A 23,891-nucleotide genomic window follows, 5' to 3' on the forward strand; every position below is an offset into this window, starting at 1 on the left:
CCTATCTCTGAAGAAAATGCGGGGAAATGAGGGAGACGCCGTACAGCAGCACCACGAAGAGCGCCAAATCAAAAAGCGCGGGGTGCCACACCAGGCGATACAGCCCGGCGCGTGCCAGCACGCGGCGCACGCCCCAGGCCACGGCCAGGGTGACGACGCCCAGCACGAGCAGCCAGGGGAAATAAATGCCGTAGAGATTGAATTCGCCAATCATGATGCTTGGCCCTCCAGGGTCGGATGGGCGGGTTGATAGTCGGGCGCGTCGGGAAAGAAGGCGCGGCGGATGCCGACCAGCGCCACCACGGCGCGGTCGCGCGCATGGGGGCCTTGCGGGGTGGCGGCAACACTGCACAGTGCGCGGTCGATCTGCGCCAGGAATTCCGGCGTCTTGTCCTGCACGCGGCCCGACGAACGGATCTTGAAGAACTGCGCCAGGCTGTTCAGCACCGGCTGGATCGTGGGTTCCGCCATTGGCAGATGGCGGCGCGCCCGCTGCAGCTCGGTGATGTCGCGGCCTACGCGCAGGTCCTTCAGCGCGTCGGCGGCCACCAGATCGTCGGGCCGCTTGGCCAGCGCCAGTCGCGGCTGCAACAGGCCGATGCGGTCCAGCATGCGGGCCGTATACGTGTGGCGCGAGGGCGCGCGCGGCGAACTGGCCAGCGTCGCCAGTTCTTTCCAGTTGGCGGCCTGGATGCGGCGTGCGCTCCAGTCGACACTGACGGTGCGGAAAATGGCCGCAATGATCGCGGCCGTGGCCACGCCCATGCACTGCGCGACCTGCGTGTCGATGAACGACACGACGTCGGCGGTGTTGGTGTCCTGCAGCGCCATGGTGCCCAGGAACCCGAACAGCATCGCCATGGCCTTGCCGGTGCTGGCCGGGCGGGCGATGAACACGCCCAGCACGAAGGCGGTCGGCAGCATGGACAGCGCCAGCATCTCGAACGAATGAATGGCCGGCATGATGCCCAGCAGATACAGCGCCGACAGCGGGATGGAATACACCGTGTAGGTCAGGAACTGCATGATGCCGGGCACGGGATTGTCCTGCGAGGCGAAAAAGCAGCTGAAGATCGCGGCCATCAGCGCGGCGGTGGCGCCGTTGCTCCAGGCCGTGCCGATCCAGAAGGCGCAGCACACCGAAATGGCCAGGCCCGCGGCCAGCGCCGACAGCAGCGCCATGCCGTGGTCGCGGTGCAGCGCGGAGTTCGGATCGCGGGTCGTGCGCGGGGCGCGCACCGGCGCGCCCTGCAGCCCGGCGCGGATGTCGCGGCGCAGCGCCAGGCATTCGTCATAGGTGTCGATCAGTTCGCGCAGACGCGCCATCAGGCTGGCCAGCAGCGCGTCGCGCCAGGTGGAACGGCTGTCGATGCCGGGTGTCAGCCGCGTCACGGCGGCGCGCAACTGCACGGCGGTCTCGTGCGAGGCCTGCGGGCCGGCGTTGATCCATTCCGAGATATCGGAGAGCAGCGACTGCACGGGTTCGGGCAGCGTCTGGCCGTTGGCCTGCAAGGCGCGCATGCGGTCTTCGACGGCGGACACGGCCGGCGTCAGCGCCGCGATCTGGTCCTGCATGGCGCGCACGGCGCCCGCGGTCCAGCGCAGGTTGCTGGTGTCGAAAGGAACGTGGGTGGACAAGAGGCGCAGTTGCGTGATGTCGTTGGCCAGTTCGCGGCGGTCCTTGTCGCGCTGTTCGGCGGCCTTGCCGCTGAGCGTGTCGTGCATCCAGTTGCGCGCATCGCGCACGGCCTTGTCCAGTTGCAGCGTCAACGCGGGCGCCAGGCCGCGCGGCAGCACGATGCTGTGGATCAGCGTGGCGCACACGATGCCCAGGCTGATTTCCTCGACGCGGGCCAGTGCCGTGTCGAACACGAGCGAAGGGTCGGTGACGCTGGGAAAGCCGATCATCGCCGCGGTGTAGCCGGCCAGCATGAACAGATAGGACCGCGGCGTGCGGTCCAGCACCGACATGTACAGGCAGGCGCCCACCCACAGCACCATCGCGCCGGTCATGACGACGGGCGAGTTCGACAGCCGCGGCACCATGTACACGGTGGCCGCCGACCCGAAGAAGGTGCCGACCAGGCGGTACAGCGCCTTGGAACGCACGGCGCCGGACCACGGCTGCGCCACGACGTAAGCGGTGGTCATGGCCCAGAACGGACGCGGCAAACCAATGCTGTAAGCCAGGTAGAGCGCCATGATGGCGCTCAGGTAGCTCTTGAGCGAGAAGACGGTTTCGCGGACGTTGGGCAGCTTCATGGCCGCGCGTCCTCTTGCGCGCCAGCGCCGCTGCGGCCCAGCGACACCTTCAGGGCGTCGAAGACGCGCAGGCAGGCTTGCAGATCGGATTCGCTGACGTCGTGAAAGATGCGGCGGCGCAGTTCAACCAGCACATCTTCGACCTGCGCGCGCAGCGCGTGGCCGGCGTCGGTCAGGTGCAGGGTGCGTGCGCGGCGATCGTGGGGGTCTTCGCGCCGTTCCATCAGGCCGGCGGCCACCAGTTGATCCAGCACGCGCACAAGCGAGGGGCCTTCGACGCCCAAAGCTTCGGCCAGCGCGCCTTGGCGAACCCCGTCGCCAAGACGGCCGGCCAGAATGACGGGCCACGCAGTCGCTTGAGAAAGGCCATAGTCGGCAAGCGCTTTATCGGCAGCGCCGCGGTAGGCGCGCGACAGCACCATCAGGTTGGCGGTGGTGGCCATGAGCTGGGAGTCGGAAGGAGTAAGCATGAATTCGATTGTATCCTATCTATTAGCTTACTAATAATTGAAAATGGCGACTATCCCGATAGATTTTTCCAATTGGGGAAATAGCAGGGCGGTTTTCCATGGGTGGAAAACAGGGCCGAAGACGGGAATGCGACTGCCCGTGTGAGCCGATTCGGGTGTCAGACACCCATGCAATGCCAGCCGATGCCGGCGTCAAACACTCAGGTCGAGGTGTCTGACACCCTGGCGGCACCGGTTCGATGGGAAGACGTTCTCAACGGGTGTCAGACACCGGGCAAACAACCCGCAATCGGGTGTCCGACGCCCACCGCCCGGCCGGGATCAGCCGTTGCAGTCGGCCCAGCAGTTCGGCGTTTCATACAGACGCACGCGCGTCAGTCGCAGTTCCGCGCCGTAATGGCCGTGGTATTGCGGCGCCAGCGTTTCGAAGACGATGGTCGCCAGGTTTTCCGCGGTAGGAATCCGGTCAAGCACGACCGTCTTGTGCCCGGGCAGGGTGTCCAGAAAGCCGCGCACGGCGTCGTCGCCTTCGTAGACCAGGAACGCATGGTCCCAGACGTCCACGATGTGCGTCTTGGCGATGTGCTTGATCTCGGAGAAGTCCATCACCATGCCGTTGTCGGACTCGCCGGGCGCCTGCACGATGTCACCCGTCAGGGTGATTTCCAGCACGTAGCGGTGGCCGTGCAGATTGCGGCACTGGCTGCGGTGATCGGGGATGCGGTGGCCGGCGTCGAACTCGAGCCTGCGGGTCACGGAAATCATCGCGTGCTCCGCAAGGCGTGGGGGTAAATCATGGAATGCCTATGTATTTGTGGGTTTGCAGGCTGAGCCGCCATTGCGGATGCTGCATGCAGTATTGGACGGCCTGCTCGGTGTTGGCCGCGCGCGCCGGTCCGTCCATGGGTTGCAGGAAGAAGTGTTCGAAATCCAGATGCGCGAAGGCGTCGGGCAGGGCGTTGAGCTGCGGGTAGACCAGCTTGAGCTCATTGCCGCGTTCGATCACGACCGGAGCTGTGCCCTTGGGGCTGACGCAGATCCAGTCGATGCCGGCAGGCGGCTTGATCGTGCCGTTGGTTTCGATGGCGACGGTAAAGCCGCGGGCGTGGATTGCGTCGAGCAGCGGCGCGTCCAGTTGCAGCAGCGGCTCGCCACCCGTGAAGACCACGTAGCGGTTGCCGGCGTCGGGGCCCCAGGCCGCGGCAATGGCATCGGCCAGCCGTTCGGCCGAGGCGAACTTGCCGCCGCCGTCTCCGTCGGTGCCGATGAAATCGGTGTCGCAGAAGGTGCAGGCGGCGCTGGCACGGTCGCTTTCGCGGCCGGTCCAGAGATTACAGCCCGAAAACCGGCAGAATACCGCCGCGCGGCCTGCGTGGGCGCCTTCGCCTTGCAGGGTCTTGAAGATTTCTTTGGCGGAGTAAGTCATAGGAGATGCGGGCGGTAGGGCGCCACGGAATTCGAGCAAAAGCGCACTATTTTACTTGGCGCGGCCAATATCCGCCGAAAGACCCTGCAAGACGTGGCCCGCCCCTGTAGACTTCCCGCCTATGTTTCACGTCCAAGACTCGCTTTTCATTGACGAGCGCGACCTGACCTTCACCATGATCCGTGCGCAGGGCGCCGGCGGGCAGAACGTCAACAAGGTGTCCAGCGCCGTCCACCTGCGCTTCGATGTGCGCGCTTCCCGCCTGCCGCCCGAGGTGCAGGATGCGTTGTGCGCCATCAGCGACCATCGCATCTCGAAAGAGGGCGTGATCGTCATCAAGTCGCAGTCCTTCCGCAGCCAGGAAAAGAACCGCGCCGAGGCCATCGAGCGCCTGGTGGGCATGGTGCGGTCGGCCATCCAGGTCGACAAGCCCCGCCGCGCCACCAAGCCGACGCGCTCGTCGCAACGCCGCCGCGTGCAGCGCAAGGTGCTGCACGGCGAGGTCAAGCGGCTGCGCGGCCGGGTGCAGGGCGACTAGGGCGCACCATGGCCGACGCGCGCCGCCGCTATCTGGTCACGCTGGCCTGCGTGTTCGCCGTCATCTGGGTGGCGCTGGCCATCAGTCCGCACGACCGCTCCGCCTGGGCGCTGGAAAACGCGCTGGTGCTGGGCCTGGGCGCCGTGCTGTTTGCGACGCGGCGCGCGTTCGTGTTTTCGCGCGTGTCGTACACGCTGATCTTTCTGTTCCTGTGCCTGCACACGGTGGGCGCGCACTATACGTATTCGCTCGTGCCGTACGACGACTGGTGGCGCGCGTTGACCGGCCGCAGCTTGAACAGCCTGCTGGGTTGGGAACGCAACAATTTCGACCGCGTCGTGCACTTTTCGTACGGGTTGCTGCTGGCTTATCCGATCCGCGAGATCTTCCTGCGCGTGGCCGAGGTGCGCGGCTTCTGGGCGTACTTCCTGCCGATGGACGTGACGCTGTCGACGTCGGCGCTCTACGAACTGATCGAGTGGGGCGCCGCGGAGTTCTTTGGCGGCGACCTGGGCGCGGCCTACCTGGGCACGCAAGGCGATATCTGGGATGCGCAGAAGGACATGGCGCTGGCGGCGCTGGGCGCGGTGATCGCCATGGCCATCACCGCACTGGTCAACTGGAAGGCGCAGCGCGACCTTGCCCGCGACTGGGCCGACAGCCTCAAGCCGGAGCGCCAGCGGCCGGCGGACCGCCAGACCGGAGCCGAAAATCCTTGATGGCAGCAGGGGCATGACGATATATCGGATAAATCCGATATATGATTCGGTAAATTGCGATATACCAATATGACCGCAACTTCCTCACCTTCCGACCAGAACGCCGCGCAACCCGCGATCGACGCCGACGCCATCCTCAAGGCGCTGGCCAATCCGGTTCGCCGCGACATCCTGGCCTGGCTGAAGACGCCGCATGCGTATTTCGAGGAGCGCCCGGGCCACACCTTCGAACACGGGGTGTGCGCGGGCCACATCGATGATCGCTGCGGTCTGTCCCAGTCGACGGTGTCGTCGCATCTGGCCGTGCTGCAGCGCGCCGGCCTGATCTCGGCCACCAAGGTGGGGCAGTGGGTTTTTTTTCGTCGCAATGAACCCGTGATTGCCGCGTTTCTGCGGCAGTTGAATCTGGATATGTAGCCCGTCTGCCATACCCGCAAGCGCCCCATTGCCGGGACGAAAGGATTTTGCATGAACCCCCTGTTTGAACCGCTGAAAGTCGGCGACCTGACCCTGCGCAACCGTGTCGTGATGGCGCCGCTGACGCGTCAACGCGCCAGCGCCGGCCGCGTGCCGAACGATCTGATGGTCGAGTACTACACCCAGCGCTCGGGCGCCGGCCTGATCCTGACGGAAGCCACGTCGGTCACGCCGCAGGGCGTGGGCTACGCCGACACGCCGGGGCTGTGGTCGCCGGAACAGGTCAAGGGGTGGCGCAAGGTGGTCGATGCCGTGCACGGCAAGGGCAGCCTGATCGTCGCGCAGCTCTGGCACGTGGGCCGCATTTCCGACCCGATGTTCCTGGACGGCGAACTGCCGGTCGCGCCTAGCGCCATCGCTGCCAAGGGCCACGTCAGCCACGTGCGCCCCAAGCGCGAATACGTGACGCCGCGCGCGCTGGAGACCGCCGAGATCCCCGGCGTGGTCGAGGCCTATCGCCACGGCGCGAAGCTGGCGATGGAAGCCGGTTTTGATGGTGTGGAGGTGCATGCCGCCAACGGCTATCTGCTGGATCAGTTCCTGCAGGACAGCACCAACCACCGCACGGATCAGTACGGCGGTTCCATCGAAAACCGCGCGCGCCTGCTGCTGGAAGTGGTCGACGCCTGCGTGGCGGTGTGGGGCGCGGGCCGCGTCGGCGTGCATCTGTCGCCGCGCGCCGATGCTCACGATATGGGCGATTCGGATCTGCCGGGCCTGTTCGGCTACGTGGCGCGTGAACTGGGCAAGCGTGGCATCGCGTTCATTTGCGCCCGCGAGCACGAAGCGCCGGACAGCCTGGCGCCGATGATCAAGGCCGAGTTCGGCGGCGTATTTATCGCCAACGAAGGCTACACGCGCGACACCGCCGAAGCCGCCATCGCTGCCGGCAAGGCCGACGCCGTCGCGTTTGGCGTGCCGTACATCGCCACGCCCGATCTGGCCGAGCGACTGGAACGCAAGGCCCCGCTGAATACGCCGAACCCGGCTACCTTCTACGCCTCGGGTCCGGAAGGGTATACGGACTATCCGGCGCTGGCGGCCTGAACCGCCGGCCGTTCATAGCGCGGCGCGCATTGGATACGTGAACAATCCGAAGTGCGCCGCGTTCAGGCCCAGATGCGCCAGCACGGCGGCGCCCAAGCCGCCGTAATGGTAGGCGGCGCCATACGCCGCGCCTGCCAGCCCGGCCAACAGCATCCATTGCCAACCGCCCGCGTAATGGGCCAGTCCGAACAGCACGGCCGCCACGGCCACCGCCGCCCACGCGCCCCATGCGCGACGGCGCCACCAGTGCGCCAGCTGCTGCTGCACATATCCGCGGAACAGCGCCTCTTCCGCCAGCGTCACCAGCAAGGCATTGTTGATTAGCCAGATCCAGCCTGACGCCGGCCATTTCGGCGCCCACGCCACCACGCCCAGCGCCAGCGCCAGTCCCAGGCAGGCCGCCACCGCGGCGGCGCATGCGAGGATCGCCGCCTGCACGGTCAGGCGCGTGTGGGCCGCGGCCATGGGCGGCGCCAGCACCAGCACCACCCAGAACCCCACGAGCGGTTTGTCCAGGTTCAGGTACATGCCGAAAGGGATCGCGTCCGGACTGAGCGGCGCGGGATCGATCGCGCGCAGGTTGTGAAAGCCGGGCAGCAGATGTGCAAAGAGCAGCACGGCCACGATCACGAAGAGCCCATGCCCGGCCACGCGCGCGGCCGACCTTGCGTGGGAGCGCACCAGCGCCGCGGCAACCAGCAGCAGCGCGGGCCATGTGAGCGCAACGAGATCGGCCGTCCCGTCGGCTAAAGCCCAGGTCCATGCCACCGCCAGCGGGACAAGCGCCCAACGGTGTGTGCAGGGCGGCCAGAGCAGGGCGGCGGCCAGGAACAGGGCAAACCAGGGCATGACGTGCGGCATGGGCGGGCGGGAAGCAATTGCAAAGGGCCGAGTGTAAGCGCGGCCTTCGCCAACCGCGGGGCTTACGCCGCCGGCGTGTTCGATGCTGCCTGCGCCACCCTTGATACCCGAGCCACCGTCGGCGGCTTTGCCTTGCCCGGCTTTTCAGGCGACCATGCGGCAGCGGCGGCACACGCCCCGCGCATCCGGCGGCCCCTACGCCGCCAGCAATGGAGTCAGGAATGAAGACAATCGCGTGGTTGATGTTGGCGGCGGCGCTGCTGCCGTTCGTGTCCACGATCATCGCCAAGGCCGGCGGCAAGAAATTCGACAACAACGATCCGCGGGCCTGGCTGGCGCGGCAGGAGGGTTGGCGCGCGCGCGCCAACGCCGCGCAGGTCAACACGTTCGAAGCGTTGCCGTTCTTTTATGCCGCCGTGTTGTTCGCGCTATACAACCAGGCGTCTCCCGCGCACGTCGCCACGCTGATGGCGTGCTGGCTGGGCACGCGGCTGGGCTATCTGGCGATGTACCTGGCGAACTGGGGCGCGCTGCGCTCGCTGGTCTGGACCGCGGGCGTGGGCTTTGTCATAGCGATTCTGTTTGCGGGCGTCTGACGCGACCAGCGCCGTTGAACAGGATCTGGGCCGCGGCCTTACCAGCCGCGCCCCAACGCCATCACTTCCATTCGAACATCGCGCGCGCGGTGCCCGAGCCTTGCACAGTGACCTCGCGCTCCTGCGCCTTGCCATCGAATGTGGCCGAGATCCGGTAGTTGCCCGCCGGCAGCTTCACCAGCATGTAAGGGCCCTGCGCGGTCGTCTGAAGCACAGCCTTGCCCTGCGCATCCCGGATCGCGACGGTCACGTCGGCCACGTAATCGGCCTTGCCGCCGCGTTGCGCGGCAAAGGTCAACGCCAGCGGATAGCTGCTGGATGCGGCCTTCATGGCTTCGGATTCGTCGATGCCGATGCCGCCGCTGACGTATTCGACCGAGCCCTGGTGCTGCACGGGCGGCATGGCCGCCTGGGCGGTGGACAGGACACCGGCTAGCGCAATGCTGCCCAGGGCCATGGCGGCGGCCATCGTGCAGCGTTCAAAACGTTTGTTCATGGAGTTCTCCTGCAGAAAAACCGGCGCGGCAGCGCGTTGCGGCTGCCCACGCCAGTAGCTTGCAACCATTCGACGTGACCGCGCAAGGCGAGTTCGCGTCCGTCCGCCTCGGAAATCAACCGTTTGTATCAGGCGCCCCGCGTCACGCGCCGCTGCCGGCCGCATGCCAGGAAAACGTCAGTTGGCTGACGCCGCTGACCGAGCCGTCCGGGGCGAACCGCCGTTCCTCCAGTGCACCCGTGCCGTTGCCGTGCAGCGCCATGACGCTGGAGCTGCGCGTGCCATAGTCGGGGCTGACGATGAACGGGCTGCTCAACAGGCGTTCGCGCGCCAAAGGCAGGCCGGTGGCCGGCAGATCGGCTTCGTCCGCCGGGCTGCGGTCGCCAAGCGCCGTGAACAGCGCGGGCAGGTCGGGCTGCGGCTGGTGGTGCAGCACGGCTGAGAACGCAGCCTTGGTGCGCGCCAGCTTGGGCCACGGCGTGTCCAGCAGGTGATTGGACAGGGCGTAGACGCCGGGTGCCAGCGCGCGGGGTCCGCCGTTGCGGTTGCTCAAGTACCAGGCTTGCCGCGCGTCGCCCACGATCAGGTTGAAGCCGTTGTACGCCTGGTCCATGGCGTGCACGGTCTCAAGGTAGGCCTGCGGCGTCATGGCGCCGCGCAGAAAGTCCTCGACCAGCGCGCCGCGCGACGGGGCGTTGTCCAGGTGCCGGCCGGGCTCGCGGAAATTGGTGACCAGCGCATAGCGACCCTGCGCAGTCGCGCCCATCCAGGTGCCGCCCGCCTGGCCATCGCGCCCGGCATAGATGGCCGGCGCGTCGGGCCATCGCGCCGCGGGGAGGGTGGGGCGCGCGTGGAATTCGTCGCGGTTCGCGGCGATCAGCACAGGGATGCCGGGCAGCGTGTGCAGGGCCAGGACGGCAAGACACATGATTCAGACCTGATGAAGGGTGGATGGGGCGGCAGGCCTGCCGGGCGCCGCGGTGAAGTCGGGACCGGCCAGCGTGACGCGCAAGGCTTCGATCTGCGCGGCCACGTCCCGCAGCACGGGTGACGGCGCCACGACGGCATCGGGGGGGACCGGCAGGCCTTGTTCGACGGCCGCGGCAATGCTGTCCAGGGTGGCGGCCAACTGAGCGACCTGAGCGGCGGCCGGCGCATCCTGACCGGCGGGCAGCGACCAGGCCGTGTCCGAGATGGCATTGGCCACGCGTTCCAGGGCCACTTCCACCGGCCACCAGGCTAGCGCGCGGCGGCTGACCAGGCGGGGTTCGGACAGACCGCGCTGCAGGGCGATGCGCAGGTCCGACAGGCGCGCGTAGGCGCGGGCGCGGAGATCGTGCCGGCTGCCGGGATCGGTCTGAAAGACGGTGTTCAGGTAGGCCGCCAGCGTGGACGTGGCAGCGGACACGGCATGGTCCAGGTTGCTGCGTTCGATGCGGATCCACGGCAGGTAGCCCACCAGCAGCACGATGGCCGCCGCGACGCCCACGTCGACCAGCCGCGCCAGCGCAATGGCCCAGCTTCCCGGTTGCAGCGCCCCGATCAGCAGCATGAGGATGGGCACCAGAATCGCCGAGAACAGCCCGTAGTTGCGCCGTATCGACCACGGCAGCAGCGCGGCCAGCGCGGCAACGGTGAGCAGGCTGGCCAAGCCGCCGCGATCCAGCGCAAGCACGGTGGCGCTGATCGCCACGCCGACCGCGCTGCCCGCGCAGCTTTGCAGCGCGCGCGCGAACACCGAGCCGAAGTTGGGCTTGAACACCACTACGACGATCAGCGGCACCCAATAGGACCGCGGCAGCGCGGCCGCCAGGGCGACGGCCTCGGCGGCGACGAGGCACAGACCCAGCCGGACCAGGTAGCGCAGGGTCGTCGGCCCGGGCCGGTAAGTGCGGATCAGCACGCGCCACGGCGTGCGCGCCGGTGCGGGCTGCAGGTCGGCAAAGGCGTCGGCCTCGATGGCCCCAGTGGCCTGGTTGGTCTGATTGGCGCGGGCGCCGTGCAGCAGCGGCTGCACCTGCTCCAGTGCCTCGGCCAGCTGCGGCATGCCCGCGCGGTGCAGCGCGGCGATGTCGTCGCGCGCGTCCGGCTGGGCATCGTTCTCGACCCGGTCGGCCAGGTGATTCATGACGCGGGCACATTCGTCCGGCAACACGCGGCCGGCGCGCGCCAGCGCCAGCGCGGCGTTGGTGAGCGGAGTGCACGCCTGCAATTGCGCAGCCAGCCGCGCCAGCCGGGGCGACGGGCCCGCCGATCGGCCTCGCGCGGCCAGGACGGTGTCGTAGGCCGTCGCCATGGCGGCTTCCATGTCGCGGCGCGCCGCCATCACCCGAGACGTGCCGATGGCCGCGAACATGGCGGCCAGCTTGCGGTAGGCCTGCGCCACGGCGGCCCGCTCCGGCGCGATGGGATTGACGACCCAGCCGGACAGCGTAAGCGCCAGCCCGAACAGCCCGCCCACGCCCACCAGCACCGGCGGCAGCCAGGGCGGCAGCGTGGGCGTCAAGCTGGACCCGACGATGACATACGTGGCAAATTGCAGCGTGGCGACGGCGGCGATGTTGTTGAAGGTGCCGATCAGGCTGGCCGCCAGCACCAGCAGCGTCATTGCCGCGGAGGTCCACAGGCCGTGGCCCGACATCAGATTGCCCAGCAGATAGCCGAACGCGCCGCCAAACACCGTGGAACCGATGGATAGCGCGCGGTTGCGGTAGGGGCCCCCGTTGTCGCCCGTGATGGCGGGCAGCGCGCCCAGCGCCACCAGCGCGGCCGCGGCGCCTTGGTCCAGCGCCATGCCCACCGCGGACGGCAGGCCGATGGCCAGGGCGGCCCGCAGCATCACCCAGGGGTTTACCGGGGACGGTTCCATGTGCGCCAGGCTCATCAGCCAGCGCATGTTGGAGGCGCGCGCGCCGTGGCTCGTCAATGGGCGGGGCAAGGTGGCCTCATGGGCGGCGCGGGTCAGGCCTTGATCAGCGGCGCCTCTTCGGGCGCGGCCAGGCGGAAGTAGTCGTCGGTGTTCAACAGGATGGACGCGTCCAGGCGTCCGGCATTGAACACGATTTCGTCATGGCGCTCGCGCAGGCTGGGATCCACCAGCAGCGCGAGGTCGGGATTGAAGCTGAAGGGCGGAATGGCGCCGATCTCGCAGCCCGTGAGCTCGCGCGCCAGGTCCTGCGATGCCAGCGAAGCCTTCTTGCCGCCCGCCGCGCGCGCGATGGCGTCCAGGTCGGCCTGTTTGTCCGCCGGAAAGACGGCAAGCACGTTCTTGCGCTGGTTGGACGAAATCTTCACGCGGCAGACCAGCGCCTTGGCGCCCTGGCTGACCTCGGTGCCGCGGATGGCGGCCACTTCGACGGACTTGCCGGCGGCAGCGTGTTCGAGCAGGCGGTAGCGCGCCTGATGCTGGATGAGCAGGGCTTGCAGGCGTTCAAAGACTTCCATGGGACAAAGGGGGCAGTGGCGGGCCGGGAGTCGGCCTTGTACGCGGAATCATACGCCCGCGGCGCGTCAGATTTCCCCGGTGAACGCGTAGCCCCAGCCCCAGACGGTGCGGATGGGCAATTCCACGTCCACGTCCTGCGCCTTGCGTCGCAGGCGGCTGACGACGACGTCCGTGCGGCGCACGGATTCGCGGCCCGAGTGCGGGTCGATACCCGGCGGATCGCCGCGCGGCATGCGCTTGTCCGGCGCGCCGGTCAGCTTGAGCAGGAACTCGCGCTCGGCCTGGGTCAGCGCCAATCGCGTGCCCTGGGGGCTGACCAGTGTCCAGGCGGCATCCAGGAATTGCCACTTGCCGGTCGGTTCGGCGGGCGCCACGGGCGGCGGCGCGGTCCGCGCATCGGCCTCCGCCGCGCGGCGGCTGGCGGTGGTGGGGACGCGGCGCACCAGCGCCTGCAGGGCTGCGGCGATTTCGCCAGTGACGACTTCGGGAGAAAAACAGGCGTCGGCGCCGCAGTGCAGGCCGAGAATGCGGTTCTCAGGGGTATCGAAGGCGGAAATGGCAACGATGCCGGCGGTGGTGTCCATGGCGCGCAGACCTGCGACGGCCATGCAGAGATCGGTAAATTCGGCTTGCATCACGAGCAGCGGGGTGCGGCGGGCTTGAAACAGGCGGAACAGTCCGTTGGAGTCTTCGCAAGGGCGCGGCGAGAACCCCATTTCGGCCAGTTCGTCGCTACGGCGCACGCGCTGGCCAGCGTCGGGAGCGAAGACGATCAGGTCTAATAGGTCATTCATGAATCGTTGTAAACATCATGCAGCTTGAGCTCTTGCATGATGAACGGACACAACGGTTTCCCAAGCCGCGCACAACGACACTTTCCTACCCGAATTCTCGGCCATGGACCCGCAGAGTGCCTTTTGCGGGCTTACGGAGCGGCGGGAGCCGCCTCGTTCCACCAGCCGCCGCCCAACGCTTGTAACAGCGCGGCGGTGTCGGTGTAGCGCGCGGCGTCCGCCTCGATGCGCGAAATCCTTGTCTGCAACACCTGCCGCTGGCTGTCCAGGAGGCTCAGGTGACTGATGCCGCCGGCCTGGTAGCGGCCCGCCGCGATGCGGCCGGCCTCGTCCGCGCGGCGCCACGCGTCGTCGTAAGCAGCAAAGGCCTCGCCGTCCGTCTGCAGCGCGCGCAACGCATCGGCCACCTGGCGAAAGCCATCAAGCACCGTCTGGCGGAATGAAGCGGCGGCGGCGTCATACGCGGCCTCGGCGGACCGCTTGCGCGCCCGCAGCTCGCCACCATGAAAAAGGGGCTGGACCAGCCCGAGTCCCAGGTTCCACACGTTGACGCCATCGGACAGCTCGTTCACGCCCGTGCGCTGCGAACCGAAACTCGCGGTCAGCGTGAATTGCGGATACAGGTTGGCCGTTGCCACGCCCACGTCGGCCGACGCCTTGTGCCACAGGGCTTCGGCCGCCAGGATGTCGGGCCGCTGGCGCGTCAGCGCCGAGGGCACGCCGGTGGGAACGTCGGGCGGCAGTGTCAGGTCTGCCAGACGCAGCGGCGGCGATTGCAGGGCGGCGGGCAGCACGCCCAGGTAGGTGGCAAGCTGATGGGTCACCTGCGCAAGCTGGTATTCCAGCGGCGGCACGGTGGCGCGGGTCTGCGCGACCAGCAGCTCCTGGTTGCGCAGGTCGGCCAGGGCAATGCCGCCTGCATCCAGGCGCTTGCGCATGATGTCCTGCTGGCTGACCTGCGCCGCCAACAGGTCGCGCGTGGCGGCCAGCCGCTCGGCCAGATCCGCCTGCCGGATGGCGGCAGTAACGACATTGGCCGCCAGCGACATGCGTGCCGCCTGCAGCTCGTGCGCCTGGTAATCCATTTGCGCGGCCAGGCTTTCCAGCGCGCGGCGGTTGGCGCCGAACACGTCCAGCGTGTAAGACACGTCGATCGAGGCGTTGTAGAGCGTGAAGGGCGGGGGCGGCTCGGCCACCGGCACGCCATAGGCGGCGGGATCGACCTTTTTGCGGGCCGCCGACAGATTGGCGTCCACGGCGGGCAGCATGCGGCCGCCGGTGTCAGCGGCCAGGTCTTCCTGCGCCTGGCGCAAGCGGGCGCGCGCTTCCTCCAGCGTGGGGCTGGCGTCCAGCGCCTGCCGCACCATGCGGTCCAACTCGTCCGACCGGAACAATTGCCACCACTGCGCGGGAATGTCGGCGCCCGCTTGCAGCCGCTGCTGGCCCGCGGACAGCGCATCCTGCCCGTTTGCCGTGTAGGCAGCCACGTCTGGCGCGGCGGGCGTATCGAAGTCGGGGCCCACCGCGCAGGCCGACAGCAGCGCGCACAGCGCCATCGAGGCCAGGGGGCGGGAAGCGGGCATGAGGATGGGGCGGGACATGGGCTTCAATCCAGGGTGCGGCGGTAGAACTTCACGGCGGCAGTCATGACGATGACGGTGAACAGCATCAGGGGCCAGATGTTGGGCCACAGGTCCCACCAGCCGTTGCCCTTGAGCAGGATGCCGCGGATCAGCCGGTTGAAATACGTCAGCGGCAGCAGGTTGCCCAGGTGCTGCGCCCACATCGGCATGCCCTGGAACGGAAACATGAAGCCGGACAGCAGCATGTTCGGCAGGAAATAGAACATGGTCAGCTGCATGGCCTGAAGCTGGTTCTGCGCCAGCGACGACAGCGTGATGCCGACGGTGAGATTCGCGGCGACGAACAGCAGCGCGGCCAGGTAGACGGACAGCAGGCTGCCCATGATGGGCACGTGGAAGACGAAATGCGCCGCCGCGAGAATGATGCTGGCCTGGATCAACCCGATGGCGATGTAGGGCACGATCTTGCCGGTCATCACTTCGATCGGCCGCACCGGCATCGCCAGCAGGTTTTCCATGGTGCCGCGTTCGCGCTCGCGGGTCATCGCCAGCCCGGTCATCATCACCAGCGTCATTGTCAGGATCACGCCCATCAGCCCCGGCACCGTGTTGTATTGCGAGATCTGCTCTTCGTTGTAGAGCTGGTGGATGCGCACGTCGAAAGGTGGTTGGCCGCCCGCCAGACTGGTAAGCGGTCCGGTCAAATCCTTTTGCGCGACGGCTTGCGTAAGCTGCGTGGCTGCGCCCAGCGCCATGCCCGTCGCCATGGGATCGGTGGCGTCGGCCTCGATCAGCAGCGCCGGGCGCTCGCCGCGCAGCAGGCTGCGGGTGAAATCGGGTGGAATGGTCACGACGAACAGCACGCGGCCCTGCGCCAGCGCGGCGCGGCCGGCTTCTTCGGTGTCCAGCTCCTCGACGATGTGAAAGTAGTCCGACGAGCGCATCGCCGCGATGAAGCTGCGCGTGAACGGGCTATGGTCCGCCGCGATGATGGCGGTGGGCATCTGGCGCGGATCGGTATTGATGGCATAGCCGAAAAGCGCGAGCTGCATGATCGGCAGGCCCACGATCATGCCGAAGGTGATGCGGTCGCGGCGCAGCTGCAGGAACTCCTTGAGCACCATGCTCCACCAGCGCGACCACGAAAAGCCGTTCGGGCGCGCGGTCATGGCTTGCTCGCGAAGTTGTCGGTGGACTGGTTCATCAGGTAGATGAAGACGTCCTCCAGGCTGGTGTCGATGCGTTCCAGGCGCAGGTCTTGGCCCGCCACGGCCGCGCGCAGCGTGCGTTCCAGCGTGGCCGCATCCCGGCCGCTGACGTGCAGCGCGGACCCGAACGCGACCGTCTGGTCGACTCCGGGCGCGCTGCGCAACTGCTGGCCCAGCGGCACCAGGTTGACGCCGTGGATCGCCCAGGTGGTCAGCCGCTGCTCGGCGATGACCTCGTCGGCGGTGCCTTGCGTCAGCAGCTTGCCGTACGAGATGTACGCCAGCTTGTGGCAGCGTTCGGCTTCGTCCATGTAATGCGTGCTGACCAGCACGGATATGCCGCGCGCCGCCAGTTCATGCAGTTGCTCCCAGAAGTCGCGCCGCGCCGTCGGGTCCACGCCGGCCGTGGGCTCGTCCAGCAGCAGCAGCCGTGGCTGGTGCAGCAGGCAGGCGGCCAGCGCCAGGCGCTGCTTCCATCCGCCGGACAAGGATCCCGTCAGTTGCCCGGCGCGCGTTTGCAGCCCGAGGTCCTGCAGGGCCCGGTCCACGGCTTCCTTGCGCTGGGGCATGCCGTACATGCGGGCGACGAAATCCAGATTCTCGCGGATGGTCAGGTCTTCCCAGTACGAGAACTTCTGCGTCATGTAGCCGACGTTGCGCTTGATCTCGGCGCTGTCGCGCAGGATGTCGTAGCCCAGGCAGGTGCCGCTGCCGGAATCCGGCGTGAGCAGGCCGCACATGAGGCGGATGCAGGTCGTCTTGCCGCTGCCATTGGGCCCCAGGAAGCCGAAGATCTCGCCTTCGCGGACCTGTAGCGACACGTCGTTCACAACGTGCTTGTTGCCGAAGTGCTTGTTCAGGCCGTGCACGTCGATGACGTTGCCGCCGGCGCCGGGCGCGTTCATGGTAGGGTCGCCTCCACCGGCTGTCCCGGATGCAGCCGCGCCGCCGCGTCGGGGGCGGGTCGCGCTTCCACCATGTAGACCAGCTTGCTGCGGCTTTCGCGGCTGTAGATAACGGGCGGCGTGTACTCGGCCTGGTCCGATACGTAATCGATGTGCACGGGTATCGGATCGCCGCAGCCGTCGCAGCGCAGCGTGGCTTGCTGGCCGATCTTCAGCGACCCGACCACCGTCTCCGGCACGAAGAACCGCACCTTGATGTTGCCGGGCGGCAGCAGGCTCACGACCGGACTGCCGGCCGGCACCCATTCGCCCACCCGGTACATGGTGTCGAAGATCCGCCCGGCGGCTGGCGAGGCCAGCCGTTTCTGGTTCAGCGTCCATTCGGCCTGCGCCAGCGCGGCGTCGGCGGCCTCCACTTGTGACGCCTGCGCGCGCCGGGCTTCGTCGCGGCCGGGCAGCCGGTTCACCTCGACCTGGGCCTGCAGTTCGCGCACGCGCGCCGCGTCCGACTGCGCCTGTTCGCGGCTGTCGTCCAGTTGCGAGCGTGCGATGCCGCCGATGCGGAACTGGGCATTGTCGCGGGCCAGCTGCGCGGCGGACCGGCGGCTGGCGGCCTGCGCCTGCGCCAGTTGCGCCAGGCTGACATCGACCTCCGGCGCCCGCTTGCCGGTGGCAATGTCCTCCAGTTGCGCGCGGGCCGCGGCCACCTCCGCCAGCGCCTGATCGCGTGCCGCGGCCTCGCGCGTGGCGTCCAGCGCGTACAGCGGCTGGTTGGCGTCGACCTGCTGGCCGCGCCGCACCGCAAGCGTGTCCAGGCGGCCCGGTTCGGACGAGGCGACATACACGTAATTGCCCTCGACATAGCCCTGGTAGAACGGCTGGTCGTTGTTGCCGCAGGCGAACAGCGGCAGCAAGGCGAGGGGGGCGGACAGGAGGCGTAAGGTGCGCATGGTCAGCGTCCTGGAGTCGGGGCAGAGGGGGAGGAGGGCGGAGAGGGCTGTGTGAACAGGCCGCCGGTCAGCATGGCAATGGCGTGGGCGGCGATCGCCTCGTTGCCGATGGACTGCGCCACCGGGTCGTCCTGCCAGATGCGGCGCCACAGGTTGGACGTGGCGAGCGGCAGCAGCGTCAGGCCGAGGATGGACAGAAATACCAGGCGCGGTTCGACACCCGGCGTGATGGCGCCCCGGCGCTGGCATTCGGCGATCAGACCGGCAAATGCGTGCAGCCGGTCCGACGGCAGATGGCGCAGCACGCGATCGCGCAACTGGCCGCCTTCATTGACGACTTCGTGCATCCACAGCGACGGCAGCCAGGGCTTTTCCGTGGCGCTTTGGACCACGCGGCCGACCACTTCGGTGATGAAACCGCGGGCCGCGGCAGCCGGGTCGGGCAGGGTGCCGGGCCCGTTGGCAGGGGCACCATCGATGACGGCACCACCGCCTTCCAGCGGCACGGGCGCCCAGACAAAGCCGATGACCGGCACGATCCGTTCCAGCACCACCGCGTCGATCAACTGATCCCGGCTTTTGAAGTAGTAGTGCAGCATCGCGGGCGTCACGCCCGCGCGCTGCGCAATGTTGGCAATGGTGGTCGCGGCGACGCCCTGGGCGGCGAACAGTTGCGTGGCCAGATCAAGCAAATTGGCGCGGGCGGTGGCGTTGTCCGGACGCGGCGGGCGGCCGGGGCGTCGGGCGGGAGGGTGAGCGGCGGCAGACATGCGGCAGATTCTAATTAAAGACTTAATTAATTAAAAGAGGGTTCGATCAACAGGGTTACGGCCCGGCCTCGCAGCCGTCGATGGTGTAATGGGCCGGTTCCCCACCCTGCCGCCCGGGGGTAGTCCGCGAGGCCCGGCCGGCGTTACGAAGGAGACCGAACCTCATGCCGCAATCCGCATCAACCAACCGCCGCATTGTGCTGGCGGCCCGCCCGCACGGCGAGCCCACCGACGCCGACTTCCGCCTGGAAACCGGCGACATTCCCCAACCCGGGCAGGGCGAGGTGCTGCTGCGCACCGTATACCTGTCGCTCGACCCCTACATGCGCGGCCGCATGAGCGACGCGCCGTCCTATGCCGACCCCGTGCAGATCGGCGAGCCGATGGTGGGCGGCACGGTGACGCGCGTCCATGCCTCCAACAATCCGCAATTCCAGGTGGGCGAGTGGGTGCTGGCGCAGACCGGCTGGCAGGATTTCGCGGTGTCCGACGGCGCCGGCCTGCTGCGCCTGGGCGCCAAGCCCGAAAACCCGTCCTGGTCGCTGGGCGTGCTGGGCATGCCAGGCTTTACCGGCTACATGGGGCTCCTGGACATCGGCCAGCCCAAGGCCGGCGAAACGGTCGTCGTCGCGGCGGCCAGCGGCGCGGTCGGCGCCGTGGTCGGCCAGATCGCCAAGATCCATGGCTGCAGGGTCGTCGGCATTGCGGGCGGGCCGGACAAATGCCGCTACGTGGTCGAGGAACTGGGCTTTGACGAATGCGTGGACCACCGTCAGCCGGATCTGCCCACGCGTCTGGCGAACGCGGTGCCGCAAGGCATCGACGTGTACTTCGAAAACGTGGGCGGCGCCGTCTTCGATGCCGTGCTGCCCCTGCTGAATGCGCGCGCGCGCATCCCGGTGTGCGGGCTGATCTCGGCCTACAACGCCACCAGCCAGGCCGAGGGCCCGGACCGCCTGGGGCTGCTGATGCGCACCATCCTGACGAAACGACTGCGGATGCAGGGCTTCATCATCTTCAACGAATACGCGCATCGCTACGGCGAATTCCGTGAGGCCATGCAGGACCTCATCAAGCAAGGACGCATCAAATACCGTGAAGATGTGGTTGACGGCCTGGAGAACGCCCCGCGCGGGCTGATCGGGCTGCTCAAGGGCGAAAATGCCGGCAAACGCATTGTGCGTGTCGGCCCTGATGAATGGAGCGCTACATGAACATCCTGATCGTGCTGACTTCCCACGACACGCTGGGCAATACGGGCCGCAAGACGGGTTTCTGGCTGGAAGAGTTTGCGGCGCCGTACTACGCGTTCCTGGACGCGGGCGCCAAGGTCACGCTGGCTTCGCCGCTGGGCGGCCAGCCGCCGCTGGATCCCAAGAGCGACGATCCGGACGCGCAGACCGACGACACCCGCCGCTTCCAGAAGGACAGCGAGGCGCAGCGCGTGCTGGCATCGACGCGCCGGTTGGCCGAGGTGCAGGCGTCGGATTTCGACGCGGTTTTCTACCCGGGCGGCCATGGCCCGCTTTGGGACCTGGCCGAAGACGCCAGATCGGTGGCGCTGATCGAGACCATGCTGGCCGCGGGCAAGCCGGTGTCGGCCGTGTGCCATGCGCCCGGCGTGCTGCGCCACGCCAAAACGGCGGACGGCAAGCCGCTGGTGCAGGGCAGGCAGGTCACCGGCTTTTCCAATGCGGAAGAAGCCGCCGTGCAACTGACCGATGTGGTGCCGTTCCTGGTCGAGGACGAGCTGAAAAAACTGGGCGGCCTGTACAGCAGCGGCCCGGACTGGCAGTCGCACGTGGTCAGCGATGGCCTGCTCATCACGGGCCAGAATCCCGGCTCGTCGGTGGGCGTGGCCAAGGCGCTTCTGGAACGCCTGAAAGCCTGATCGCCGTCACGGCAACATGGCGGAAAAGCGTGGCCCGGCCGCGCGCCCAGCGTGCGGCGGCCGGAGATCGTTGCGGATTGTGTCAGAATCCCGGCTTTCCGATATGCGCGTGCCGCGATGCCGTTGCGGCGCGCAGATTTTCCAATGCCCCCCGACGTACCCGAAATTCCCGCAGGATCCTACGAAGCGGCGCTGTTTGCCGCGATACAGGCGCGTGACCCGGCCACTGGCCGGCATTGCAATAGAGTGGCTGCGCTAAGCGTGGCGCTGGCCCGGGCGTGCGCACTGCCCGAGCACGAGGTGGATGTCATTACCGTCGCCGCGCGGCTTCACGACGTGGGCAAGATCGGCACGCCCGATCGCGTGCTGCACAGCCCGCACCGGCTGGTATGGGAAGACTGGGAAATCATGAAGGCGCACGCCGCCGCAGGCGCCGCCCTCATCATGCAGACCGCGATGCCCCAGCGCGAGACCATTGCGCTGGCGGTGCGGCACCATCACGAGCATTTCGACGGCTCCGGTTATCCGGACGGCCTTGCCGGCCACGTCATCGCGCTGCACGCGCGGATCATCTCGGTGGCCGATTCCTACGATGCGCTGGGCGATGCGCGGCCCTACCATCCGGCGCGCTCGCACACGCAGATCATGGACATCCTGCACCAGGAGGCGGGATCGAAGTTCGATCCCGACCTGCTGCGCGTGTTCGAATCGTTGATCCGGGAAAGCCGCCTGCGCGTGCCGTAGCGGATTACTTCAGACGGTAGGTGGCCGCGACGGTGGCCAGGTCCTGCAGCGTGCGCTGCTGCCAGGCCGCGTCGTGGCCCAGTTCCTCGGCCAGGATGCGCGCGACTTCCGGGGCGGCCAGCATCGCCGCCTCGGCATCCAGGAACAGCGCGCGGTTGCGGCGCGCCAGCACGTCCTCGGCGCTGCGCGCCAGTTCAAAGCGCGCCGCGAAACGCACATGCGCTTCGGACAGGCCGCTGGCCTTGACCAGCATGCGCTGCGCGCCGGGCAAAGCCTGCAACGTCGGCAGATCGCTGCCGTAATAGCTGTCCGGCGTGCCTGCGTGTTCCTGCGACGGCGCAAGACCATTGGCGCCGTGCAGCGGCAGCGATTCGGTGCGGCACGAGGCCTGGGTCAGCAACTGATGCTGGATGGCGGTGTCGACCACGTCCTGCGCCATGCGGCGGTACGTCGTCCACTTGCCGCCAGTGACCGTCACGAGGCCGGCCTTGGACACCAGAATCGTGTGCTCGCGCGACAGCTTCTTGGTGGAGGCTTCGCCGGTCGCCTTGACCAGCGGACGCAGGCCGGCCCAGACGCTGGTCACGTCGTCGCGCGTCGGCTTGCGGCTGAGATAGCGCGCGGCGGTGCTCAGGATGAAATCCACGTCCTGCGCGCCCGCGTCGGGGTCCAGCGGCAGATCCTGGCGCGGCGTGTCGGTGGTGCCGACGATGGTGTGGCCGTTCCACGGCACCACGAACAGCACGCGGCCGTCGTCGGTCTTCGGAATCAGCACGGCGCGCTTGCCCGGCAGGAAATCCTGCGGCAGCGTCAGGTGCACGCCCTGGCTGGGCGCGACCATCGTCTGCGCGTTCTTGTCTTCCATGCGGCGCACGGCGTCTACCCACACGCCGGTGGCGTTGACCACGCAGCGCGCCCGCAGCGTGAACGTTGCGCCGCCGATCACATCCTGCACGGTCACGCCGTCGACCTTGCCATGGGTGGTGGTCAGGCCCGTGGCGCGCACGTAGTTGACCGCCGTGCCGCCCAGGTCAAACAGCGTGCGCATCAGGCTCATGGCCAGGCGCGCGTCGTCGAACTGGCCGTCGTAGTACAGCACGCCGCCCTTCAGGTTGCGCCCGCTCACGTTTTCGGCAAGGGTGGGGGCGTTGGCCAGCGTTTCGCGGCGCGACAGCCACCGGCTGGGCGCCAGGTTCAGCTTGCCGGCCAGCATGTCGTACATCTTCAGGCCGATGCCGTAGAACGGCTGGTCCAGCATGGTGTAGGCCGGCACCACAAAGCCCAGCGGCCACACCAGATGCGGGGCGTTGCGGTTGAGCAGGCCGCGTTCGTGCAGGGCCTCGCGCACCAGACTGACATTGCCTTGCGCCAGGTAGCGCACGCCGCCGTGCACCAGCTTGGTGGCCTTGCTGGACGTGCCCTTGGCGAAGTCGGCGCCTTCGATCAGCAGGGTCCGATAGCCGCGCGCGGCGGCATCGACCGCCGTGCCCAGGCCGGTTGCGCCGCCGCCGATGACGATGACGTCCCAGGAATGCGTGTTGTCCAGCGTGTTCAGAAGACGGCTGCGGTCGGGCGGGGTGACGGAGGCGAGGGGTTGGTTCATGTTCTTTGGGGGCGGCGGGGCCGCGAGGTAAATGCGTCGAGATGCTTGCCGGCAGGGCTGGGCGGACGATGCGGCCGCAGCGGGGCGCGGGTCGGGGTCAGGGTGTGGGTTTGGGGGGGTGCGGCGCGGCGGCGACATCGCAACGCACGCCGGAATCCAGCAACACTTGGGCCAGCGGCTCCTGCGGATGCGCATCGGTAAAGAAGCGGTCGATCTGCGAGATATGCGCCAGTTCCACCATGGCCTGGCGCTTGAACTTGCTGCTGTCGGCGGCCAGCCAGACCTCGCGCGATTGCTCGATGATCGTGCGCGCTACGCGCACTTCGCGGAAGTCGTAATCGCGCAGGGTGCCGTCGGCCTCGATGCCCGAAATGCCGATCAGGCCGATGTCGACCTTGAACTGGCGGATGAAATCCATCGTGGCTTCGCCGACGATGCCGCGATCGCGCGAGCGCACCACGCCGCCCGCGACGATGACTTCGCAATCCGGGTTGTCGGACAGGATGTCGGCCACGTGCAGGTTGTTGGTGATGACGCGCAGCCCGCGATGGCGCAGCAGCGCGCGCGCGATGGCCTCGGTGGTGGTGCCGATGTTCAGGATCAGCGAACAGCCGTCCGGCACGGCGCGCGCCACCGCTTCGGCAATACGTTGCTTGCCCGCGGCGTGCAGGCCCTGGCGCTTGCGGTACGCAATGTTCTCGATGGTGGACGCCTCGATGCGCACCCCGCCATGAAAGCGCGACAGCAGGCCGGCTTCGGAAAGGATGTTGACGTCCCGCCGCACGGTCTGCAGCGTGACGTCGAAGCGTTTGGCGAGCTCTTCGATAGAGGCCGAGCCCTGGGCCCGCACCATTTCGATCAGCGCGCTCTGTCGTGGATTCAGTGTCATGAGCGAATGATAAAACAACAAAAGCGAAAAATAATGACGCACCGCAAGATTGTTTTTTGTTCGCTTCTTCGGTAAAACGCACAAAAAACGAAAGCCATCTGAAAGAGTATGCTCATCATGTTGCGTCCGCGCGGGAATGCGGGGGGCGTGCAAGCTGGGACGCTGTGCCGAATACCGAAGTCCGTAAAACAGGGACGTATAAGTAGGTTGAGGAGAC

General features: G+C 67.7%; 26 protein-coding genes. 8 read left to right on the forward strand and 18 right to left on the reverse strand.

Annotated elements, in window-relative coordinates; all coding sequences use genetic code 11:
* Window position 1 precedes the first annotated feature (1 nt).
* From ASD71_RS05160 to queE, 5 genes are all read right to left on the reverse strand, one after another.
* Window positions 2-214 carry a DUF1656 domain-containing protein gene (locus tag ASD71_RS05160; RefSeq protein WP_056560632.1) on the reverse strand — a complete coding sequence of 71 codons (213 nt, stop codon included), beginning with the start codon at window positions 212-214 and terminating at the stop codon, window positions 2-4.
* Window positions 211-2,262: an FUSC family protein gene (locus ASD71_RS05165; protein ID WP_056560635.1), complete on the reverse strand. Its 2,052-nt coding sequence runs from the start codon at window positions 2,260-2,262 to the stop codon at window positions 211-213. The genes ASD71_RS05160 and ASD71_RS05165 overlap by 4 nt, the downstream gene beginning before the upstream one ends.
* The gene (locus ASD71_RS05170; protein WP_056560638.1) at window positions 2,259-2,732 is read right to left on the reverse strand and encodes a MarR family winged helix-turn-helix transcriptional regulator; all 474 of its coding nucleotides are present in this window, start codon (window positions 2,730-2,732) and stop codon (window positions 2,259-2,261) included. The genes ASD71_RS05165 and ASD71_RS05170 overlap by 4 nt, the downstream gene beginning before the upstream one ends.
* A gap of 321 nt (window positions 2,733-3,053) precedes the next feature.
* Entirely contained in the window at window positions 3,054-3,497 is a 444-nt protein-coding gene (gene queD, locus ASD71_RS05175; protein ID WP_056560642.1) for a 6-carboxytetrahydropterin synthase QueD, read from the reverse strand.
* 28 nt (window positions 3,498-3,525) lie between these two features.
* Window positions 3,526-4,158 carry a 7-carboxy-7-deazaguanine synthase gene (queE, locus tag ASD71_RS05180; RefSeq protein WP_056560645.1) on the reverse strand — a complete coding sequence of 211 codons (633 nt, stop codon included), beginning with the start codon at window positions 4,156-4,158 and terminating at the stop codon, window positions 3,526-3,528.
* Between the two features lie 121 nt (window positions 4,159-4,279).
* Between queE and arfB the strand changes: the two genes are divergently transcribed.
* From arfB to ASD71_RS05200, 4 genes are all read left to right on the forward strand, one after another.
* The gene (gene arfB, locus ASD71_RS05185; protein WP_056560649.1) at window positions 4,280-4,696 is read left to right on the forward strand and encodes an alternative ribosome rescue aminoacyl-tRNA hydrolase ArfB; all 417 of its coding nucleotides are present in this window, start codon (window positions 4,280-4,282) and stop codon (window positions 4,694-4,696) included.
* 8 nt (window positions 4,697-4,704) lie between these two features.
* Entirely contained in the window at window positions 4,705-5,415 is a 711-nt protein-coding gene (locus ASD71_RS05190; protein WP_056560653.1) for a DUF2238 domain-containing protein, read from the forward strand.
* Between the two features lie 69 nt (window positions 5,416-5,484).
* Window positions 5,485-5,832, forward strand: coding sequence for a helix-turn-helix transcriptional regulator (locus tag ASD71_RS05195; protein ID WP_056560656.1), 348 nt, complete (start codon window positions 5,485-5,487; stop codon window positions 5,830-5,832).
* A gap of 51 nt (window positions 5,833-5,883) precedes the next feature.
* Window positions 5,884-6,939, forward strand: coding sequence for an alkene reductase (locus ASD71_RS05200; RefSeq protein ID WP_056560659.1), 1,056 nt, complete (start codon window positions 5,884-5,886; stop codon window positions 6,937-6,939).
* A 12-nt stretch (window positions 6,940-6,951) separates the two neighbouring features.
* Here the strand turns inward: ASD71_RS05200 and ASD71_RS05205 are convergent, their stop codons facing one another.
* On the reverse strand, window positions 6,952-7,788 hold the full coding sequence (locus tag ASD71_RS05205) for a type II CAAX prenyl endopeptidase Rce1 family protein (RefSeq protein WP_235512024.1): 837 nt from the start codon (window positions 7,786-7,788) through the stop codon (window positions 6,952-6,954).
* A gap of 233 nt (window positions 7,789-8,021) precedes the next feature.
* Here ASD71_RS05205 and ASD71_RS05210 point away from each other — a divergent pair, with 233 nt between their 5' ends.
* Window positions 8,022-8,396: an MAPEG family protein gene (locus ASD71_RS05210; protein ID WP_056560668.1), complete on the forward strand. Its 375-nt coding sequence runs from the start codon at window positions 8,022-8,024 to the stop codon at window positions 8,394-8,396.
* Between the two features lie 61 nt (window positions 8,397-8,457).
* On the opposite strand, the gene ASD71_RS05215 is transcribed toward ASD71_RS05210, so the two are convergent.
* The 10 genes from ASD71_RS05215 to ASD71_RS05260 form a co-directional block, all read right to left on the reverse strand.
* The gene (locus ASD71_RS05215; RefSeq protein WP_056560671.1) at window positions 8,458-8,892 is read right to left on the reverse strand and encodes a carboxypeptidase-like regulatory domain-containing protein; all 435 of its coding nucleotides are present in this window, start codon (window positions 8,890-8,892) and stop codon (window positions 8,458-8,460) included.
* A 142-nt stretch (window positions 8,893-9,034) separates the two neighbouring features.
* On the reverse strand, window positions 9,035-9,820 hold the full coding sequence (locus ASD71_RS05220) for an NRDE family protein (RefSeq protein ID WP_056560674.1): 786 nt from the start codon (window positions 9,818-9,820) through the stop codon (window positions 9,035-9,037).
* A gap of 3 nt (window positions 9,821-9,823) precedes the next feature.
* Window positions 9,824-11,830, reverse strand: coding sequence for an FUSC family protein (locus tag ASD71_RS05225; RefSeq protein ID WP_235512025.1), 2,007 nt, complete (start codon window positions 11,828-11,830; stop codon window positions 9,824-9,826).
* A gap of 23 nt (window positions 11,831-11,853) precedes the next feature.
* Entirely contained in the window at window positions 11,854-12,336 is a 483-nt protein-coding gene (locus tag ASD71_RS05230; protein ID WP_056560677.1) for a YbaK/prolyl-tRNA synthetase associated domain-containing protein, read from the reverse strand.
* A gap of 66 nt (window positions 12,337-12,402) precedes the next feature.
* On the reverse strand, window positions 12,403-13,131 hold the full coding sequence (locus tag ASD71_RS05235) for a response regulator transcription factor (RefSeq protein ID WP_056560680.1): 729 nt from the start codon (window positions 13,129-13,131) through the stop codon (window positions 12,403-12,405).
* A 131-nt stretch (window positions 13,132-13,262) separates the two neighbouring features.
* On the reverse strand, window positions 13,263-14,732 hold the full coding sequence (locus tag ASD71_RS05240) for an efflux transporter outer membrane subunit (protein ID WP_156395085.1): 1,470 nt from the start codon (window positions 14,730-14,732) through the stop codon (window positions 13,263-13,265).
* A gap of 5 nt (window positions 14,733-14,737) precedes the next feature.
* Window positions 14,738-15,883 (reverse strand): ABC transporter permease, encoded by a 1,146-nt coding sequence (locus ASD71_RS05245; RefSeq protein WP_056560683.1) that lies wholly within the window; start codon window positions 15,881-15,883, stop codon window positions 14,738-14,740.
* Entirely contained in the window at window positions 15,880-16,827 is a 948-nt protein-coding gene (locus ASD71_RS05250) for an ABC transporter ATP-binding protein (RefSeq protein WP_056560686.1), read from the reverse strand. The genes ASD71_RS05245 and ASD71_RS05250 overlap by 4 nt, the downstream gene beginning before the upstream one ends.
* On the reverse strand, window positions 16,824-17,777 hold the full coding sequence (locus tag ASD71_RS05255; protein ID WP_056560689.1) for an HlyD family secretion protein: 954 nt from the start codon (window positions 17,775-17,777) through the stop codon (window positions 16,824-16,826). Before ASD71_RS05255 ends, ASD71_RS05250 begins: the two co-directional genes overlap by 4 nt.
* 2 nt (window positions 17,778-17,779) lie before the next feature.
* Window positions 17,780-18,547 carry a TetR/AcrR family transcriptional regulator gene (locus tag ASD71_RS05260; protein WP_056560692.1) on the reverse strand — a complete coding sequence of 256 codons (768 nt, stop codon included), beginning with the start codon at window positions 18,545-18,547 and terminating at the stop codon, window positions 17,780-17,782.
* Window positions 18,548-18,711: 164 nt separating this feature from the next.
* Here ASD71_RS05260 and ASD71_RS05265 point away from each other — a divergent pair, with 164 nt between their 5' ends.
* The 3 genes from ASD71_RS05265 (at window position 18,712) to ASD71_RS05275 (ending at window position 21,182) form a co-directional block, all read left to right on the forward strand.
* Window positions 18,712-19,761, forward strand: a complete 1,050-nt coding sequence (locus ASD71_RS05265) for an NADP-dependent oxidoreductase (RefSeq protein WP_056560695.1) — start codon at window positions 18,712-18,714, stop codon at window positions 19,759-19,761.
* Window positions 19,758-20,438 carry a type 1 glutamine amidotransferase domain-containing protein gene (locus tag ASD71_RS05270; protein WP_056560697.1) on the forward strand — a complete coding sequence of 227 codons (681 nt, stop codon included), beginning with the start codon at window positions 19,758-19,760 and terminating at the stop codon, window positions 20,436-20,438. Before ASD71_RS05265 ends, ASD71_RS05270 begins: the two co-directional genes overlap by 4 nt.
* Window positions 20,439-20,582: 144 nt before the next feature.
* The gene (locus ASD71_RS05275; protein ID WP_056560700.1) at window positions 20,583-21,182 is read left to right on the forward strand and encodes an HD-GYP domain-containing protein; all 600 of its coding nucleotides are present in this window, start codon (window positions 20,583-20,585) and stop codon (window positions 21,180-21,182) included.
* Between the two features lie 4 nt (window positions 21,183-21,186).
* Here ASD71_RS05275 and ASD71_RS05280 read toward each other — a convergent pair whose 3' ends face one another.
* Window positions 21,187-22,785, reverse strand: a complete 1,599-nt coding sequence (locus ASD71_RS05280; protein ID WP_056560705.1) for a glycerol-3-phosphate dehydrogenase/oxidase — start codon at window positions 22,783-22,785, stop codon at window positions 21,187-21,189.
* A gap of 97 nt (window positions 22,786-22,882) precedes the next feature.
* The gene (locus tag ASD71_RS05285) at window positions 22,883-23,674 is read right to left on the reverse strand and encodes a DeoR/GlpR family DNA-binding transcription regulator (protein ID WP_200949357.1); all 792 of its coding nucleotides are present in this window, start codon (window positions 23,672-23,674) and stop codon (window positions 22,883-22,885) included.
* Between the last annotated feature and the right edge of the window lie 217 nt (window positions 23,675-23,891).

It is taken from the genome of Achromobacter sp. Root565 (genome assembly GCF_001427425.1).
Classification (GTDB): Bacteria; Pseudomonadota; Gammaproteobacteria; order Burkholderiales; family Burkholderiaceae_B; genus Achromobacter; species Achromobacter spanius_D.

What these genes read in the sequence shown, in the direction of transcription:
- ASD71_RS05260 (WP_056560692.1), bottom strand. Translation starts at nt 18,547, where the DNA reads ATGTCTGCCGCCGCTCACCCTCCCGCCCGACGCCCCGGCCGCCCGCCG.
- ASD71_RS05200 (WP_056560659.1), top strand. Translation starts at nt 5,884, where the DNA reads ATGAACCCCCTGTTTGAACCGCTGAAAGTCGGCGACCTGACCCTGCGC.
- ASD71_RS05215 (WP_056560671.1), bottom strand. Translation starts at nt 8,892, where the DNA reads ATGAACAAACGTTTTGAACGCTGCACGATGGCCGCCGCCATGGCCCTG.
- ASD71_RS05160 (WP_056560632.1), bottom strand. Translation starts at nt 214, where the DNA reads ATGATTGGCGAATTCAATCTCTACGGCATTTATTTCCCCTGGCTGCTC.
- ASD71_RS05280 (WP_056560705.1), bottom strand. Translation starts at nt 22,785, where the DNA reads ATGAACCAACCCCTCGCCTCCGTCACCCCGCCCGACCGCAGCCGTCTT.
- queE (WP_056560645.1), bottom strand. Translation starts at nt 4,158, where the DNA reads ATGACTTACTCCGCCAAAGAAATCTTCAAGACCCTGCAAGGCGAAGGC.
- ASD71_RS05255 (WP_056560689.1), bottom strand. Translation starts at nt 17,777, where the DNA reads ATGCGCACCTTACGCCTCCTGTCCGCCCCCCTCGCCTTGCTGCCGCTG.
- ASD71_RS05205 (WP_235512024.1), bottom strand. Translation starts at nt 7,788, where the DNA reads ATGCCCTGGTTTGCCCTGTTCCTGGCCGCCGCCCTGCTCTGGCCGCCC.
- ASD71_RS05270 (WP_056560697.1), top strand. Translation starts at nt 19,758, where the DNA reads ATGAACATCCTGATCGTGCTGACTTCCCACGACACGCTGGGCAATACG.
- ASD71_RS05250 (WP_056560686.1), bottom strand. Translation starts at nt 16,827, where the DNA reads ATGAACGCGCCCGGCGCCGGCGGCAACGTCATCGACGTGCACGGCCTG.
- queD (WP_056560642.1), bottom strand. Translation starts at nt 3,497, where the DNA reads ATGATTTCCGTGACCCGCAGGCTCGAGTTCGACGCCGGCCACCGCATC.
- ASD71_RS05195 (WP_056560656.1), top strand. Translation starts at nt 5,485, where the DNA reads ATGACCGCAACTTCCTCACCTTCCGACCAGAACGCCGCGCAACCCGCG.
- ASD71_RS05190 (WP_056560653.1), top strand. Translation starts at nt 4,705, where the DNA reads ATGGCCGACGCGCGCCGCCGCTATCTGGTCACGCTGGCCTGCGTGTTC.
- ASD71_RS05275 (WP_056560700.1), top strand. Translation starts at nt 20,583, where the DNA reads ATGCCCCCCGACGTACCCGAAATTCCCGCAGGATCCTACGAAGCGGCG.
- ASD71_RS05220 (WP_056560674.1), bottom strand. Translation starts at nt 9,820, where the DNA reads ATGTGTCTTGCCGTCCTGGCCCTGCACACGCTGCCCGGCATCCCTGTG.
- ASD71_RS05210 (WP_056560668.1), top strand. Translation starts at nt 8,022, where the DNA reads ATGAAGACAATCGCGTGGTTGATGTTGGCGGCGGCGCTGCTGCCGTTC.
- arfB (WP_056560649.1), top strand. Translation starts at nt 4,280, where the DNA reads ATGTTTCACGTCCAAGACTCGCTTTTCATTGACGAGCGCGACCTGACC.
- ASD71_RS05230 (WP_056560677.1), bottom strand. Translation starts at nt 12,336, where the DNA reads ATGGAAGTCTTTGAACGCCTGCAAGCCCTGCTCATCCAGCATCAGGCG.
- ASD71_RS05240 (WP_156395085.1), bottom strand. Translation starts at nt 14,732, where the DNA reads ATGTCCCGCCCCATCCTCATGCCCGCTTCCCGCCCCCTGGCCTCGATG.
- ASD71_RS05170 (WP_056560638.1), bottom strand. Translation starts at nt 2,732, where the DNA reads ATGCTTACTCCTTCCGACTCCCAGCTCATGGCCACCACCGCCAACCTG.
- ASD71_RS05165 (WP_056560635.1), bottom strand. Translation starts at nt 2,262, where the DNA reads ATGAAGCTGCCCAACGTCCGCGAAACCGTCTTCTCGCTCAAGAGCTAC.
- ASD71_RS05235 (WP_056560680.1), bottom strand. Translation starts at nt 13,131, where the DNA reads ATGAATGACCTATTAGACCTGATCGTCTTCGCTCCCGACGCTGGCCAG.
- ASD71_RS05265 (WP_056560695.1), top strand. Translation starts at nt 18,712, where the DNA reads ATGCCGCAATCCGCATCAACCAACCGCCGCATTGTGCTGGCGGCCCGC.
- ASD71_RS05285 (WP_200949357.1), bottom strand. Translation starts at nt 23,674, where the DNA reads ATGACACTGAATCCACGACAGAGCGCGCTGATCGAAATGGTGCGGGCC.
- ASD71_RS05245 (WP_056560683.1), bottom strand. Translation starts at nt 15,883, where the DNA reads ATGACCGCGCGCCCGAACGGCTTTTCGTGGTCGCGCTGGTGGAGCATG.